Genomic DNA, 16199 nt, shown 5'->3' with positions numbered 1-16199 from the left:
CACGAGAAACGCAGAAGATGTTGCCCGAAATCACCCAGTTCGAAGAAACGGTCACGCTGGTCAGCGATACCGGAATTCAATTCATGGATTTCGCCCTGCGTCTCGGCCCGGATGGCGAGCAGACCGGCAAATTCGTCCAGCTCAACAACGGTATGGTGCCGACACGCCTGCTGTGGTCCAAGGAGTACAAGGACTTCTACGAGCCCGAGCCAGACAAAGTGGTGCAGGTGGAGTTCGACACCAGCGAAGAGAGCCACTTCCGCCTGCCCATGGAAGACAGCCTGAAGCTGCTGGACGGGGTCTGGTTGCCGATCCCGGTCCTGCGTTTCACGCCGCCTTATCGCTTTGACGAAGGCCCGAACAACTGGGCGCGCATGCGCCTGGTCAAGCTCGCGGAGCCCGATGTCGACGGCAACACCCACCGCCTCACCCTCGGCTTCGACAGCCGCACCATGCCAGTGGTTACCGGCGCACCGTACCTGGCGCCCAACGAAGACGACGTACGCTCCGGCGTGGCGTTCAAGCTGGCGTGCAGTGCCCGCGAATATGGCTGGTTCCTGACGCACACATGGATCCGCGACTGGCTGGTGGAGGTGTACACCGAGGCGCGTGCCGAGTGGACGCGCGAACGCCTGGATCGTGACCTGCAGGGCAACCGCCACCTTGGCCACTATCTGAACCTGCTGAGCCTGTTGCGCCGCCCGGTCCCGGCCGAACAGAGCAACGAAAAGCCAAAGGTCGAGATCCCGGAAATCAAGGTGATCGCCAACGAGGCCAATGGCATCGTCAAGCCGATCCCGGTGGACCTGGTGCTGGACGTCGGCAACTCGCGCACCTGCGGCATCCTCATTGAGGACCATGGCCAGGCGGGTTCGGGCATGCGCCACAACTACGTACTGGCACTGCGCGACCTGAGCGAGCCGGAAAAAGTCTACAACCAGGCTTTCGAGAGCCGGGTCGAGTTCACCCACGCCGCCTTCGGCAAAGACCACCTGTCGATCAAGAGCGGCCGCCACAATGCCTTCCAGTGGCCGACCATCGCCCGTGTCGGCGGTGAAGCCAGCCGCCTGGCCAGCCGCAACCGCGGGACCGAAGGCTCGACCGGCCTTTCCAGCCCCAAACGCTACCTGTGGGATGAAAAGGCCTACGGCCATGGCTGGCGCTTCAACACCGCCTACGTCAAGACCGACAAGGAGCCAATGGCCGTCGCCGCGCCGTTCGCCAACCTGATCAACGACCGTGGCCAGCCGCTGTACCTCAAGCCCTTCGACATGCCGGTCTTCAACCCGCGCTATTCGCGCAGCAACCTGATGACCTTCATGCTGGCCGAAGTGGTGACCCAGGCGCTGACCCAGATCAACAGCCCGGCCCAGCGCTCGCGCCAGGGCCATGCGCGGGTGCCGCGCCTGCTCAACAGCATTACCCTGACCGTTCCACCAGGCATGCCCCAGGCCGAGCGCAGCCTGCTCAGCAACCGCCTGTACGAGGCGATTGGCCTGGTCTGGAAGAGCCTGGGCTGGCACCAGGACGAGAGCAACCCGTTCAAAGGCAAGGACGTCGCGACCCGCACCCCGTTCCCCAGCGTGCGTGTGGAGTGGGACGAAGCCAGCTGCGGCCAGCTGGTCTACCTGTACAACGAGGTCAACGAGAACTTTGCCGGTCACCCGGAGGAGTTCTTTGCCACGCTGGCCCGCCCGGACAAGCTAGAACATGAACAGATCACCCTGGCGACCATCGACATCGGCGGCGGCACCACGGACCTGGTGATTACCGATTACCGCCTGGATCGGGGCACCGGCGGTGGCGCCGGCGCCAACGCGCACATCGTGCCGAACCAGCGCTTCCGTGACGGCTTCAAGATTGCGGGCGATGACATCCTGCTGGATGTGATCCAGGAGTTCATCCTGCCCTCCTTCGCCAGCGCGCTGCGCAATGCCGGCGTGCCGGCACCGGATGCGCTGATGTCGAGCCTGTGCGGGAACGGCGGAGCCACCGTCCAGGAACGCCTGCTGCGCCAGCAGTTGAACCTGCAAGTGTTCGTGCCGCTGGGCCTCGCACTGCTGAAGGCCTACGAGCAGTTCGACCCGGCCCTGCCACCCGCCGCGGTCGAGCAAACCTGGCAGCAGGCGCTGGGTGAAGCCGTTGTCAGCGACAAGGTGCTGGCGTACGTCAACGCCGCCGTGCGCCGCGAAGTGGGCCGCGATGGCACGCTTGACCTGCTGCAGACGCCGATCACCTTCGACCTCGAACAGGTGCACGCCGCGTTCATCGGCGGCCAGATCAACGTCACCAGAGCACTTGCCGAACTGTGCGAAGTGGTCGCCAAGTACCCTTGCGACATGCTGCTGCTGACGGGGCGGCCATCGCGCCTGCCAGGCATTCAGGCGTTCATCCGCCAGCGCCTGCCGCTGCCGCCCGGGCGCATTCTGCCGATGCAGAACTACCGCACCGGCGGCTGGTACCCGTTCCATCGCAACGGCCTGATCGACGACCCGAAGAGCACCGCATCGGTGGGCGCGATGATCTGCCTGCTGTGCTCCAACCACAGTGTGCCGAACTTCTATTTCCGCACCGCCGCGCTGAAGCCTTACTCGATCATCAAGCACTTTGGCCAGATCGACGCTGCCGGCACCATCAAGTATCACGACGTGCTCTACCACGACCTGAAGTCTGATAAAGGCCTGATCGAACTGCCCATCGTCGGCGAAGGCGATGAGCGTGGTACGCCTTGGCTGGAGATGCGCGGCGACCTGCACCTGGGTTACCGCCAACTGGCCACCGAGCGCTGGTCGGCCTCACCGCTTTACACCCTGCGTTTCACCCCCTCGGGCAAGGCAGCGTTCTCCAGGGCGATTGGCAAGAATGGCGAAGCGCCGGTATTGCGCATACGCCTTGAAGTCGAGCAGTTCGAACAGGAAGAACGCGACCAGGGACTGATCAGCGACAAGCTGGTCATCCAGAAGCTGGAATCGAACATCCAGGATGCCGACTTCGACTTCGACCGGGATCTTGAACTCTCACTCAACACCATGCCAACCATGAGCTTGAGTGACAGCGACTATTGGCTCGACAGCGGGAACGTCAAAGGAAAATGAGCGACCTTACGCCAAAGCAACAGCAGTTGATGGGTGCCTGGGGCGCCATTCACAAAGGCGCCGGCGAGGCGCTGGAATGGATCGAGCAGGTGCGTGGCAATGCCGCCAGTGTCGAGGCCGAGGCCGATGGCCTGGGCCTGCGCCTACGGCGCGCGCGCAACAAGGCGAAAAACCTCCAACGCAGTGCCGGCAACCCGATGACCGTGGGCTTTTTCGGCCTTTCGCAAGCGGGCAAGTCCTACCTTATTTCAGCGCTTGCTTCCGATGACCACGGCAAGCTGGAGAGTGACTTTGGTGGCCAAGTGTTGGATTTCATCCGGCATGTCAACCCACCGGGCGGCGGCGGTGAGGCCACCGGCGTGGTCACGCGTTTCAGCCACATCGCCAAGCCATGCCTGGACGTCAACTACCCAGTCGAAATCACGCTGTTCAGAGAGATCGAACTCGTAAAGATTCTGTGCAACTCGTGGTTCGAAGACTTCGACCTTGAGCGAGTGGACCACAGCTACAGAGAGCAAGATATTCAGACTGCGCTCAGTGAATTTGAAGGCCAGGACGCAGGCCAGGTACAACCTGGGGTTAGCAGCGATGATGTGGTTGCGCTGTGGGACTACCTGAAAAGCAACTATGAAAAGTCCACACGCGTCCTTGACGACCAGTACTGGCCACGTGCAGTAAAAATCGCGCCGCGCCTTGCGCTACGCGAGCGCGCGAAATTGTTCTCTGTACTGTGGGGTGGGCAGGCGCCCATCACCGACTTGTATTTACTGCTGGCCGGTGTTCTGCAGAAGCTGGACCATGTCGAAACGCTACATGCGCCCATCAGCGTGTTCAAGCAGGAAAATATCAGCGTTACGGCAACGCCTTACAACATCATGGGTGTAGACCTGCTCAGCCGCCTGGGCACTAGACACGACGTGCAAGTCAATGTTCTGCCGGGCAGAGACGGCAAGGTACATACCAGCGTCAGTATCTCCGTAGCGCAGCTGGCGGCACTGGCGGTAGAAGTGAACTTCTGCTTGCGGACCAAGCCAACTGCCTCGGTCGCCCATGGCGTCGACATTCTCGACTTCCCCGGCTACCGGACTCGCAATAAATACTTGTCGGTTGATGAGGCGGCCTTGAAAGAGTCCGCTGACGAAGTCCATCCGTACTGGAACCTGATCCTGCGCGGCAAGGTTGCCTATCTTTTCGAGCGTTACAGCGAAGCGCAAGAGATGAATGCTCTGGTCATCTGCACAAGCAGCGTGAAGCAGAGCGATGTCATCAGTGTTGGCCCGGTGTTGACCCGCTGGATCCACAATACCCAGGGCGCAACCCCGAAAGAGCGGGGCCAGCGCGCGCCAGGCCTGATCTGGGCCCTGACCATGTGTGACGGTTGGGCCAACCTCGAACTTGGCAAAGATGACGCGCACAAGTTCAAGGCCGCCGAGCGGCTGATGAAAATCACCATTATCGAGCGCTTTGGCAGCCAGGAGTGGATGAAGGAATGGTCCATCGGCAAGCCGTTCGACAATACCTACATGGTCCGCAAGCCACGCCTGAAAGAAACCGCGTTCATCGAGCGTGACGAGCAAGACCAGGAGCTGCGCGTGATCGAGCGCTACGTCGACGATATCAAACAGCTCCGACAATACGTTGTCGACCTGCCGGCGGCCAACCGCCATATAGCCAATACCGGTGCCGCCTTCGATGCCATGATGACGTTGAACGATGGCGGGATCAGCCGTTTCAGCACCAGCTTCTCGTCGATCAATGACCTGGACTTCAAGCTGGCGCGTATCGAAGAGCAGCTGGAACAGTGCCGCACCGACCTGCTGGAGCACGGCCTGAACACCTGGCGCGAGGAAGACTTCGAGCAACTGCTGAACAAGAAGCGTGAAAAAACCCAGTACCTGCTCGACAACCTGGGCGCCGACCCGGACGCGATCAGCGAACTGATCCATGCCTTGCAGGTGCCTGTCGAACAGCTGCGTGAACTGTACCTGGGCGGTGTGTACGACATCGACGGCATTGACGGCGAGGCCGGCGAAGAGCCAGAACCCGCCGTCAGGGCCCCGGCCAACAAGGCCCCGGCACTCAACTTCGGCAACGTGTTCGGCAACACTGCCTCGGCAACGCCAGCAGTTGCCCCCAAGCCTGTGGCCAAGCGCCTCAACTCCGAGCAACGCTTTGTACGCGCGGCGCTGAAGGCGTGGATCAAGCATATGCGCGAGCTGGGTACGCAACCGCTGCGCCTGAGCAGCCTGCGCATGAGCCGCGAAGTGGTCGAGGCCTTGGTCGAGGAACTGGTCAGTGCAGTGCGCCGACCGGCCTTCATCGAACAACTGGATGCCGCCGTCATGCGCCGGATTTTCAACGGCGTGCGCCGTGACCAGATAGTCCAGCGCCAGGTCCTGACCGTGCAACTGGCCATGCGGGACTTCCTGTCCTGGTTCGACCTGCTGGGCAAACCTGTCAGCGAGCGCCCGACCGCCCTGCTGGGTGAGAGCCAACCCGTATTTGGCGCCTACCAGACCTTTGCCCAGGGCGAATTGCCAGTGCTCCCGAAAGAGCCGTCCAACCAGGAGCAGAGCTTCCAGATCGACTGGCTGTCGAGCCTGGCCTGGCTGACCCAGGAAAACGCCAAAAGTGGCGCGGACCCGGAAATCACCACCGAGCAGCGACGCCAGTTGGCGGTGCTGCTGAACACCTTTCAAGCGAGTTGATTGCAATGGGTATCAGAGTTGATGTGCTGCCACTGGACGTGAACACACCAGGCCAAGGCCTGTTGCGGATCACCGGCTGGGAAGGCACCAGCGAAGGGCTGCAATGCTCTCTGCAAAGTAGCCAGTCCCACGAGTTTCTTCATGATGGCGGGCACTGGGCCAAAGTGGCTCACTGGTTCCGCCTGGATGGCATGAATGCTGTCGCAGGCGCCCCGGCCATCGAAACGCGGATCGGCCCCAACCTGATCAACCCATTGCTGCAAGCCAGCGGTACCGCCACCTTCCGCATCGAGGTCAGCAACCCGCAGACCGGGCGCAGCGACCTTGGCATGGTGCGTATCAACAGCGCCATCATCGCGTCTGTCGAGTCTGGGCCAGCGCTGGAGAAATCGCCGCCCCCGGCACCCTTGCCCAGCGCGACGGTGATTGTCGAGCCACCTGCGGTGACCACCTTTGAGCCTGTTCCGGTAGTGACGGCAGAGCCCGTGCCCGAGGCCGCGCCAGCCCCCCAGCCAGCACCTGTGGCACCGCCGCCGAAGGCGCCTGCCAAGCAAGGCCAGAAGTGGCTGCTGCCCCTGTTGGCCCTGATCCTGCTGGCGCTTGCCGCCGGGGGCGGTTGGTGGTGGTTCAACCGCAGCGCAGGCGAAGCAACTGCAGCCGTGCCGCCTGAAGACAAGCCCGTCGCACAGGCCGACGCGGCCAAACCTTGTTCGCTGGAAAGCATGCAAGGCCAGACGTCACTGGCGTTCCTGCAGTCGTGCATCCAGAGCAAACCGGACAGCGCCGCACTGCTTGAAGTGATCAGTTTGGCCAAGGCCAACGACCAGTGCGATGTGGCCCAGCGCCTGTATGCCAATCGCGCCAATGCCGGTGACATCCAGATCGCCACGGCCTACGCTCACGAATACGACCCCAAGTACCACCAGCCAAGCAACTGCTTCAAGGCCCCGGAAGCCGCCACCGCAGCCTCCTGGTACGAGACCATCCTCAGCTTCGATGAAAACAACGCCGAAGCCAAGCAGCGCTACGAGGAGCTCAAGCCATGAAGATGCGTAGCATTGGCGCCGCGCTGCTGGCCTTGTCGCTCAGCCCTGCCCTGCAGGCGGCCGACAAGCCCCTGCTGCAGGACGGCAAGAAAACCCTGTTCCAGCGCGTGTTGACCACGCCAGGCTGCAAGCTGAGCGATAATGCCGGGGCTGCCCCTGGCGCCGCACAACCCACCTTCAGCCGCTTCTACGTGTACGAACGCGCCCAGGCTGACGCCCGCGAGTGGCTGCGGGTCGGCCCTGACACCCAGGGCAAGAGCATCGGCTGGCTGCCTGCCGATTGCACCGTCGAATGGAAAATGCAGCTGACCCTGGCGTTTACCAACCCCGCCAACCGTGATCGGCTGATGTTCTTCAAGGAACGCAACCAGCTCGAAGGCATTCTCAACGCCCCCGACCCGGTCAGCCATGTGGCCCCGCTACGCGCCAAGCTCAAGCACGGCACCGAGGCGCCCGGCGTGCTGGCCGAAGAGCCCGAATACTTCGTCGACCTGCAGAAAAACTTCTACCTGCTGCCCGTGCTCAGCGGCGAAGAAGTGATGACCGAGGAAGGCTTCCGCACGCGCATCCTCAATGTGGCTTCGGTCAGCAAGGCCGACAGTGCCGCAGCCGCCACACCAGCACCTGCCCAGGGCGCTGCCAACCAGCAGTTGAAGGCGTTCAGCGCGGCCGTGGTGTTCGTCATCGACTCGACCATTTCGATGGACCCGTACATCGATCGCACCCGCGAGGCGATAAAGCGCGTGTACGGGCAGATCGAGAAGGAAAACCTCGGCAAGCAGGTCAAGTTCGGCCTGGTCGCCTACCGCTCCAGCACCAAGGCCGTGCCGGGCCTGGAATACGTCAGCAAGATGTACGCCGACCCCAACACGGTGAAGGACGGTGCCGACTTCATGGCCAAGGTGGCGGACCTGAAGCAGGCCAAGGTGTCCAGCAGCGAGTTCAACGAAGATGCCTACGCCGGTGTCATGTCTGCCGTCGACCAGATCGACTGGAGCCAGTTTGGCGCACGCTATGTGGTGCTGATCACCGATGCCGGCGCCATTGACGGGGGTGACAAGCTGTCGAGCACCGGCCTTGGCGCCGAACAGGTCAAGATCGAAGCCAGCAACCCTGGCGTGGCCCTGTACACCCTGCACCTGAAAACCCCCAGTGGCGCCAAGAACCACAGCTCCGCTGAAGCGCAGTACCGCACCCTGTCGAACTACCCGGGCACCAACACCTCGCTGTACTACCCGGTCAATGCCGGCGATGTGGAGGCCTTTGGCCGCAAGGTCGACGGCCTGGCTGCAGCCATCACCCAGCAAGTGCGGGCGGCCTACATGGGCGAGGCGGCCATCGGCAGCGCAAACAATGCCAAGGCCGACCCTGCCGAGAAGAAAATGCTCGAGGATGCCGCACTGATCGGCCACGCCATGCAGCTGGCCTACCTGGGCAAGGCCAACGGTACCCAGGCGCCGCCGGTGTTCCAGGCCTGGATCAGCGACCGCGACCTGATCAAACAGAACGTGCCGACCACCGATGTGCGCGTCCTGCTGACCAAGGCCCAACTCAGCGACCTGAGCGATGTACTCAAGCAGATCCTGGATGCCGCCAACGAAGGCATGATTTCGCCAGACGAAATGTTCACCCGCCTGCGCTCGGTTGCCGCGACCATGGGTGCCGACCCGAACCAGCTGAAGCAAGGCTCGACCACTCGCGTGGCAGACCTGGGCGTGCTTGGCGAGTACCTGCAAGACCTGCCCTACCAGAGCGAAGTGCTGAACCTGGACGAAGAAACCTGGAAGGGCTGGGATGGCCTGGCTCAGGAGAAATTCATCCGCAGCCTGAGCACCAAGCTGCGCCATTACCAACGCTACAACGCCGATGTCGACCGCTGGGTTGCCCTGGCGCCGGGCAGTGACAGCCGCGACAACGTCTACCCGGTACCGCTGGAAATGATGCCCTGACCCCATATGCTCGATATCAAGGGACTACTAGTCGTTCGAGGCGAAGGATCGCAGGCTCACCGGGTACGGCTGGACGCCTTGTGCCTGCAACCCGGCGAAGTGCGTGCCATCACGGGCGAGAGCGGCTGCGGCAAGAGCACACTGCTGGAAGCCATTGGCCTGCTGCTCAAGCCTGAGCAACTGACGCACTACAGGCTTGGCCCGCAACGCCAGGACGTGGCCAGCCTGCTGGCCGGCGACCAGCAGCCAGCGTTGGCGGCATTGCGTTCGCGCGAGCTTGGCTTTGTGCTGCAGAACGGCGGGCTACTGCCTTTTCTCAGTGTGCGCGACAACATCCTGCTGCCACGCCGCCTGCTCGGCCTGCCACCTGCCAGCACGGCGGTGGACAAGGCTGTCGAGGCACTGCGCCTGGCACCGCTGCTGGGCAAATTGCCCCAGGCGCTGTCCATCGGCGAGCGTCAGCGGGTGGCCTGCGTGCGTGCCATCGCCCATGAACCCCGGGTGCTGTTGGCCGACGAGCCCACCGCCGCGCTCGACCCGCACAATGCAGAGCGGCTGTTCGAACTGCTGCTGCAGCTGGTGGCTGAGCTAGGGCTGAGCGCTTTGATCGTGTCCCACGACTGGGCTCTGGTCGAACGCTTCGGCCTGCCGCGCCTGGGTGCCATCAACGGTCAAGGGGAAACACGCTTTGAACCCATGGCATAAGCGCCTGCTGCTGCTGGCCCGGTTATCCCTGGCCGATCTCTGGCACGACCGTAACGTTTCCTTGTGCATGGCGGCCTCGCTGGTCGCTGTCATTGCCCCGCTGTTGTTGCTGTTCGGCCTCAAGCACGGGGTGGTCAGCCAACTGCAACAGGAACTGCTCAGCGACCCCCGAAACCTTGAGGTCAAGATGCTCAGCAGCGGCCATTTCGACCAAGCCTGGCTGCAACGGTTGCAGGCACGCCCGGAGGTGGGCTTCGCCATCGGCCAGACCCGCTCGCTGAACACCCAGGCCGACCTGCTGGGTGCACACGGCCGCTTCGCCGACAACGTCGAGGTCATCCCTACCCGGGCCGGCGATCCCTTATTGGCAACAGACCTGAGTGAGCTGGCGCCCGACCAGGTGATTCTCAGCGAACGAGCCGCCGAACGGCTCGACGCCAAGGCAGGTGACACCCTGCGCTTGCGCGTTGCCCGGCGCCTGAACGAAGTCAACGAGCGTGGCGAGCGCACGTTGCAGGTGCGTGCCATCGTCAGCTCGGTGCGCTTCGCCCGCCCTGCAGCCTTTGTCAGCCCCGAGCTGCTGATGGAGCTGGAACACTATCGCGACGGTTATCTGGTCGCCAGCCTCGGGGCAAGCAGTGGCCAGGCCCTTGATGCCCTGAACGTCGGCTACGCCCGGGCCCGGGTCTATGCGCGGGACATCGACAGCGTGGCACCGCTGGAGCGCTGGCTTAACGAACAGCGCATCGAAACCGCCAGCCGCCTGGCAGAAATCAACAGCGTCAAGGCAATCAACCACGTGCTCGGGCTGATTTTCAGCGTTATTGCCGGGGCCGCCCTGATCGGCTGCATCGCCTCGCTGGTCGGCGCCTTCCTGGCCAACATCGATCGCAAGCGCCGCCACCTGGCCGTGCTGCGCCTGCTGGGCTTCAGCAGCCCCGCGGTATCGGCCTACGTGGTGCTTCAAGCACTCGTGCTGAGCCTGGTGGGCTACCTGGGCGGCCTTGGCAGCTACTACCTCGGCAGCCTGCTGTTCGACCGGTTGCTGGTCAGCAGCCAGGCAACCGGCGCCTTCATTTGTCACATCACCGTATGGCATGGCCTGGTCGCCCTGCTGCTGGCCTTCCTGGTCGCCGGCCTGGTCGCCCTGATCGGCGCCTTGCGTGCCATACGCATACAACCTGCGGAGAGCCTGCGTGAACTCTAAAGCCTACAGCCGCCTGCTTCTGGCGCCACTTGCTCTCGGCTTTGCGCTGCAAGCCACAGCGGCGACCTGGGAAGAGAAATACTACAACCCCATGGCCGACGCCGATGACGTGGTGCTGCCCATGCCGTGTGACGGCGCCATGGTGTTTCGCAAGGTGATGATCCCGGTGGCTGGCCCGCTGGACGACTACCCCATCAACATCGGCCAGGACAGCGCCGAGTGGGGCTATGTCGAGCAGACCCGCCCGGCGTTCATTGCCGGCAGTTTCACCAGTGCCAAAGGTGAGAAGTCGCGCTACTACCTGCTGGCCAAATACGAGATGAGCCAGCTGCAGTACAAGGCGTTGATGGACGAAACCTGCCCGACCGCCTCCAACAAGCAGCGCCTGCCGATTGTATCGGTGTCGTGGCTGGACGCCCTGCAGGCTGCCGACAAGTACAACCGCTGGTTGCGTGCCAATGCACCCGACAAGCTGCCCCGCGAAGATGGCGCCCAAGGCTTCTTGCGCCTGCCAACCGAGGTGGAGTGGGAGTTCGCCGCGCGTGGCGGTTTGCAAGTCAGCACGGCCGAGTTCCGCGATGGCCGCTACCCCATGCCCGAAGGCCTGAATGCCTACGAGTGGTTCGCCGGCGCGCAGTCCGCCAACGGCCAGTTGCAACTGAGCGGGCTGCTCAAGCCCAACCCGCTGGGCCTGCATGACATGCTCGGCAATGCCAGCGAGATGATGTTCGAGCCGTTCCGCCTGAACAAGCTCGACCGCCAGCACGGCCAGGCCGGTGGCTATGTGGTGCGCGGTGGCAACTACCTGACCAGCGAAGGCGACCTGCGCACCTCGCTGCGCCAGGAAGAGCCGTACTACAACGCCGAGGGTGCAGTGGCCAAGAAAACCAACGGCCTGCGCCTGGCCATGGTTTCCCCGACCCTCACCTCGCGCGACCGGGTAAAAAACATCGAGAAGAGCTGGAGCAACCTGGGCAGCGATCAACCAGCTGCCGAAAGCAAGCAGAAAGGCACCGTCAAGGCGCTGGAAGAGCTTGCTTCCAACGTGGAAGACGAAGCCCTGAAGAACCAGCTCAAGACCGTCGAGAACCAACTGCGCGCCAGCAACCAGCAGCAGCAGGAAGCCCGAGACCAGGCGATTCGCGCCAGCCTCAACCTTGGCGCCTTCCTGTGCACCAAGATGCTCGACGACGGCCAGTACCTGGACTTTTTGCAGAAAAACTACGCCAGCAACTGCAAGGCCGGTGAAGAAGACCCGACCTGTGGCGTGCGCAAGGTCAAGCTCGAAGAGCAGCAGGAGCGCCTGCACAAGCTCAGCCGCTACTACGCCAGCTCCCTGGTGGAGTCGGGTTCGCTGTACGGCAAGGACCTGCTCGAAGCCCAGGTTCCAGTGCTGGACGGCTCGTTCAAAGCAAACAAGAACCTCAAGGACCTGTCGCCCTACCTGCGTACCCACTGGGCCAACCAGATGTCGTTCCTCAAGACACAGAAGATTGATGCCAACGCATGGCTGAACAGCTGCAAGACCGTCGCACACTGACCCAAGGACATCCAGGAGCCACCATGAACTTCCCTACATCCACCCGTATCAACCCTTGGTTGGGTCTGCTGATGGCTGCTTGCCTGGCCGTTACCGGTTGTGCCAATACCGGTAGCTCGATGACCGGTAGCCAGGGCACTGTCGATCCGCGCCTGACCAGCGGCAACGATGCCAAGTTCTTTACCACATCGGGCTTCCAGGCCTGTGCCATCGCGGCCAGCGCTGGCATTCTTGCCTGCATGCTGTCCAACTCCGGCAATAAGGCAGCCTGCTCGATCATCGCCGGTGTCGGCGCGTGCGGTGTGGCCATGGGCGCCAACTACTACCTTGATCAGCGCCGGGCGAAATATGCCGATACCACCGAGCGCCTGAACGCGATGACTACCGAAGTGCAGGGTGAAACCGCCAAGGTCGCACAGCGCAGCGATACGCTGCAACGCGTCATCAACGACGACAAGCAACAAATTGCCAGCATCCAGCAGAGCATGAAAGCCAAGACCCTGGACAAGGCCAAGGCCCAGCGGGATATCGCCAACATCGACCAGAACATCGGGTTGATGCGCAAGGACCTGACCAACATGAAAAAACGCGTTACCGAATACCAGCAGGTGGCCAAGCTTGAACGTGATGGCGGCGCCAGCCAGGCCGAAGTGCAAAAGGTCGAAGCCGAGATCACCAAGATGAACACCAAGGTCGCCTCGCTGCAGCAGGAGGTCGATGGCCTCTACAGCCAGCGTTCGGCAATCACCCTGGGCTGAAGGAGTGCACGCCATGTTTCTACGTAACTGCCTGTGCCTGGCACTGCTGGCCAGCCTTGCCGGTTGTGCGACCACTGCCTCCCAGTGCAATGCCTCCGACAGCAGCGCCAGCCTGATCGGCAAGCTCAACTGCGATTACGGCGGAGGTTATGCCGAGGGTGTACGCAACAGCGAACAGGAGCTGCTCAGCGCCAAGGAGCAGAACCGCCAGTTCAACGAAGTGTACGCACAACTGAGTGCACTGCAGGCCTCGACCCGCCAGGACCTGCAAAGCCAGCAACGGCAGCAGGCCAGCCTGGAAAAATCGTTGAACGACCTGCTGGGCACGCTCAAGGCGCGCCATGGCAACAAGAGCGATGTGCAAAAGCAGATCGCCGGCCTGGAGCAGCAGCTCAAGGCTAACCAGGCCGCGCCCTCGCAAAATGCCAGCAACGCCCAGATCGAAGCCCGCAAGCAGAAGCTCGCGGCCCTTCAACAACAGGTCAGCCGCCTTCAGCTGAGCCTGGGTTACGAGTAAAACCTCATCGGCAGCTTCGGCTGCCGAATCTTCTCAGGATATCCACATGCAGCGGGTCACCCGCGACACCAGCCCCGCCAAGGACGACCTGCGGGTGCTCGAACAGGCCATGGCGATCATCGTCAGGCATTTTCCGCCGAGCATCGCTCATCTGTTTGCCACCCCACGCAACGGCAAGGATGGCCTGCGCGAATGGTGGTCGGAACTGCAAGGCCAACCGCACCGATACCATGACCTCGGCGCCGAGCAACAGGCCGCGGTGCTGCGCCTCTACGACGAGCGCCAGGAAGCCGTACACCAGCTGGTAAGCAAACTGGAAAGCCTGGGCCAGGCCAATGATGCTGCGCTGCTGCGCAAGCTCATCGGGCCTGCCGACCTGAACAACCTATACAGCATCAACGGCCAACCGCTGGTCGTGCGCTGGGCCGAACCTGCCCCGGTCAAGCCGTCGCCCGCACCGCTGCCGCCACGACCCGCGCCCGTGGTACCTCGGCGCTGGGTATGGCTGCCATGGTTCTTGTTGCCACTGCTCGGCCTGCTGTTGCTGGCCCTGGCCTTGTGGTTCGGCTGGCCCTACCTGCAGCATTGGCTTGGCAACCGCCCCGCCACGCCCTTCGCCTGCGTGAAAGACACCCGCATACAGCCGCCCGAATTTTCCGTGGTGCTCGACACCTCGGGCTCGATGCTACTCAACGTCGCCACCACCCTTGAAGACGAACAATGGTTCTTCCAACACATCAATGACGACCCGAACATCGATCAGCAGCGTGTCGCGCAACTTACCCGCGCCCCGGTGCGTATGGACGTGGCCAAGAGCAGCCTGACCCACCTGATCAACGACCTGCACCCGGCGGTGGATATGCGCGTGGTGACCTTCGATGGCTGCCGCGCGCCGCTGGACCACGGCGTGTTCACCCTGGCCCAGCGCCCGGCATTGATCAAAGGTATTCAGGCACTGGTACCCAATGATGGCACCGCCCTGGCGGCCAGCCTTGATGTGGCGGCCAAAACAATGAACGGTCGCGACCGCGATGGGGTGATCCTGATGTTCATCGACGGTGCCGACGGCTGTGAACAGGACGTGTGTGCAGTGGCGCAGCGGATTGCCCGCGAGCAGCCGAGGTTGCGCGTCAATCTGGTCGACATCAGCAACAGCAATTTGGCCAGCTGTGTCGCCGAGAGTACGGGTGGGAGCATCTATTCCGCCAGCGATGCCGGGCAGGTTGCCGCTGCCATCAAGCTTGCCAGCCAGGAAGTCTCCAGCACAGCCGATTGCGACTAGGACAAGACATGCAAAGGGTAAACCGCGACACCCACGCCAGCCAGGATGCTGCCAGCGCGCTTGAACTGAGGGTGGCGTTGATCCGCCAGCACTTTCCGCCGGGCATCGCTCACCTGTACGCGATACCCCGGCAGGGCCGCGACGGTGTGCTGGAATGGTGGTCTGAACTGGAGGGGCAACCGCATCTGTATGCCACCCTCGGCCGAGAGCAGCAGGCTGCCTTGCTCAAGCGCTATGAAGAGCGCCAGGCAGCCGTCAGCCAATTGGCCGATGAGCTGCAACGGCGCGGCCAGGCGCCCGCAGCCGAAGCGTTGCGCACACTGATCGGCCGACCCGACCTTGCCAACCTGTACAGCATCAACGACGAACCCCTGGTGATTCGCTGGGGGCAGCCGGCACCTGTCGCTGCGCCGCCCGTGGTGTCGCCACCTCCGGCACCGCGACAGCCCGCGCCGGCCAAGCCAAAACCAGCACCAACCCCCAAGCCCACCCGGACACGAACCGTGGTGATGACCGAACGCCGCCGCCTGCGCCTGTGGCCCTGGCTGCTGTTTGGCCTGTTACTGCTCCTGCTCTACTGGCTGTACAGCAGCTGGCCGGTGCTGTACCAGCGCTGGCAGGGCTATACGCAGACTGCAATCTGTACCCCGGGGGGTGCCTTCCAGGCGTCGGAGTTTGCGGTGGTGCTGGACACCTCGGGCTCCATGGACCAGCGCATCAGGGTGAAAAAGGAAGATGACCCTTGGTACATCGGCCTGCTGGCCCGCATTCCTTACGTTGACGAACTGCTGGCCAACAACCAGCCGCAACGGCTCACCCGCATGGACGTGGCGAAAAGCTCGCTGACCGCAGTGATCGGCGACCTGGACAGGGCCGTGGACATGCGCCTGGTCACCTTCGACGGCTGCCGCAGCCCGGTGGACCACGGGGTCTTTGGCCCTGGCCAGCGCGAAGACCTGGTCAAGCGGGTGGCCGACCTGAACGCACGTGGCGGGACGGGGCTGGGTATCAGCCTGCAAGCAGCCGCCAGCAAGATGAACGGCCGTGACCGGGATGGCGTGATCGTGATGTTCGTGGATGGCCGGGACAGTTGCGGTACCAGTGTGTGCAGCGTGTCGGAACAGATCGCCAAGAACCAGCCGCGCCTGCGCATCAACGTGGTCAACATCAGCGCCAGCACCGGCTCCAACTGCGCAGCCAGCAATACCGGCGGGCGGGTGTATACCGCCAACGATGCCGCTGCTGTGGCCGCGGCACTCAAGGAAGCGAGCCAGGAGGTGGCCGCGACCGGTTGCCCGTAGGCGCAATGACCGCTGATGACGTTTTTCAATCGGCTCCATGCCGTTTCCTGCATTGCCGTGCAGAGCGCCGTGCCGGATGCTTTAGTTACTC

The 16199-nt window shown here is 62.9% G+C and carries 11 protein-coding genes; all 11 read left to right on the top strand.

What is annotated here, in order from left to right; genetic code table 11:
• The first annotated feature begins 17 nt into the window (after positions 1 to 17).
• From WF331_RS23560 to WF331_RS23510, 11 genes are read left to right on the top strand one after another with little or no spacing between them, the layout of a single operon-like run.
• Positions 18 to 3095, top strand: a complete 3078-nt coding sequence (locus tag WF331_RS23560) for a virulence factor SrfB (protein WP_016497508.1) — start codon at positions 18 to 20, stop codon at positions 3093 to 3095.
• Entirely contained in the window at positions 3092 to 5803 is a 2712-nt protein-coding gene (locus WF331_RS23555; RefSeq protein WP_016497507.1) for a virulence factor SrfC family protein, read from the top strand. The genes WF331_RS23560 and WF331_RS23555 overlap by 4 nt, the downstream gene beginning before the upstream one ends.
• A gap of 5 nt (positions 5804 to 5808) precedes the next feature.
• Positions 5809 to 6849, top strand: a complete 1041-nt coding sequence (locus tag WF331_RS23550) for a hypothetical protein (protein WP_340623344.1) — start codon at positions 5809 to 5811, stop codon at positions 6847 to 6849.
• On the top strand, positions 6846 to 8798 hold the full coding sequence (locus tag WF331_RS23545) for a vWA domain-containing protein (protein WP_016497505.1): 1953 nt from the start codon (positions 6846 to 6848) through the stop codon (positions 8796 to 8798). Before WF331_RS23550 ends, WF331_RS23545 begins: the two co-directional genes overlap by 4 nt.
• A 6-nt stretch (positions 8799 to 8804) precedes the next feature.
• The gene (locus tag WF331_RS23540) at positions 8805 to 9503 is read left to right on the top strand and encodes an ABC transporter ATP-binding protein (protein WP_174371014.1); all 699 of its coding nucleotides are present in this window, start codon (positions 8805 to 8807) and stop codon (positions 9501 to 9503) included.
• Entirely contained in the window at positions 9487 to 10710 is a 1224-nt protein-coding gene (locus tag WF331_RS23535; protein ID WP_016497503.1) for an ABC transporter permease, read from the top strand. The genes WF331_RS23540 and WF331_RS23535 overlap by 17 nt, the downstream gene beginning before the upstream one ends.
• The gene (locus tag WF331_RS23530; RefSeq protein ID WP_059395019.1) at positions 10700 to 12250 is read left to right on the top strand and encodes a formylglycine-generating enzyme family protein; all 1551 of its coding nucleotides are present in this window, start codon (positions 10700 to 10702) and stop codon (positions 12248 to 12250) included. Before WF331_RS23535 ends, WF331_RS23530 begins: the two co-directional genes overlap by 11 nt.
• A 23-nt stretch (positions 12251 to 12273) precedes the next feature.
• Positions 12274 to 13008, top strand: coding sequence for a hypothetical protein (locus tag WF331_RS23525; RefSeq protein WP_049274575.1), 735 nt, complete (start codon positions 12274 to 12276; stop codon positions 13006 to 13008).
• A gap of 13 nt (positions 13009 to 13021) precedes the next feature.
• Positions 13022 to 13525, top strand: a complete 504-nt coding sequence (locus tag WF331_RS23520) for a hypothetical protein (protein WP_016497500.1) — start codon at positions 13022 to 13024, stop codon at positions 13523 to 13525.
• A gap of 46 nt (positions 13526 to 13571) precedes the next feature.
• Positions 13572 to 14807, top strand: coding sequence for a hypothetical protein (locus WF331_RS23515; RefSeq protein WP_340623343.1), 1236 nt, complete (start codon positions 13572 to 13574; stop codon positions 14805 to 14807).
• An 8-nt stretch (positions 14808 to 14815) separates the two neighbouring features.
• Positions 14816 to 16108: a hypothetical protein gene (locus tag WF331_RS23510; RefSeq protein ID WP_340623342.1), complete on the top strand. Its 1293-nt coding sequence runs from the start codon at positions 14816 to 14818 to the stop codon at positions 16106 to 16108.
• Positions 16109 to 16199: the final 91 nt, after the last annotated feature.

This window comes from Pseudomonas sp. YNh, assembly GCF_037993085.1.
GTDB classification, from domain to species: domain Bacteria; phylum Pseudomonadota; class Gammaproteobacteria; order Pseudomonadales; family Pseudomonadaceae; genus Aquipseudomonas; species Aquipseudomonas putida.
This window is presented reverse-complemented; position numbering and strand designations above follow the sequence as displayed.

What these genes read in the sequence shown, in the direction of transcription:
- WF331_RS23560 (WP_016497508.1), top strand. Translation starts at nt 18, where the DNA reads ATGTTGCCCGAAATCACCCAGTTCGAAGAAACGGTCACGCTGGTCAGC.
- WF331_RS23555 (WP_016497507.1), top strand. Translation starts at nt 3,092, where the DNA reads ATGAGCGACCTTACGCCAAAGCAACAGCAGTTGATGGGTGCCTGGGGC.
- WF331_RS23550 (WP_340623344.1), top strand. Translation starts at nt 5,809, where the DNA reads ATGGGTATCAGAGTTGATGTGCTGCCACTGGACGTGAACACACCAGGC.
- WF331_RS23545 (WP_016497505.1), top strand. Translation starts at nt 6,846, where the DNA reads ATGAAGATGCGTAGCATTGGCGCCGCGCTGCTGGCCTTGTCGCTCAGC.
- WF331_RS23540 (WP_174371014.1), top strand. Translation starts at nt 8,805, where the DNA reads ATGCTCGATATCAAGGGACTACTAGTCGTTCGAGGCGAAGGATCGCAG.
- WF331_RS23525 (WP_049274575.1), top strand. Translation starts at nt 12,274, where the DNA reads ATGAACTTCCCTACATCCACCCGTATCAACCCTTGGTTGGGTCTGCTG.
- WF331_RS23520 (WP_016497500.1), top strand. Translation starts at nt 13,022, where the DNA reads ATGTTTCTACGTAACTGCCTGTGCCTGGCACTGCTGGCCAGCCTTGCC.
- WF331_RS23515 (WP_340623343.1), top strand. Translation starts at nt 13,572, where the DNA reads ATGCAGCGGGTCACCCGCGACACCAGCCCCGCCAAGGACGACCTGCGG.
- WF331_RS23510 (WP_340623342.1), top strand. Translation starts at nt 14,816, where the DNA reads ATGCAAAGGGTAAACCGCGACACCCACGCCAGCCAGGATGCTGCCAGC.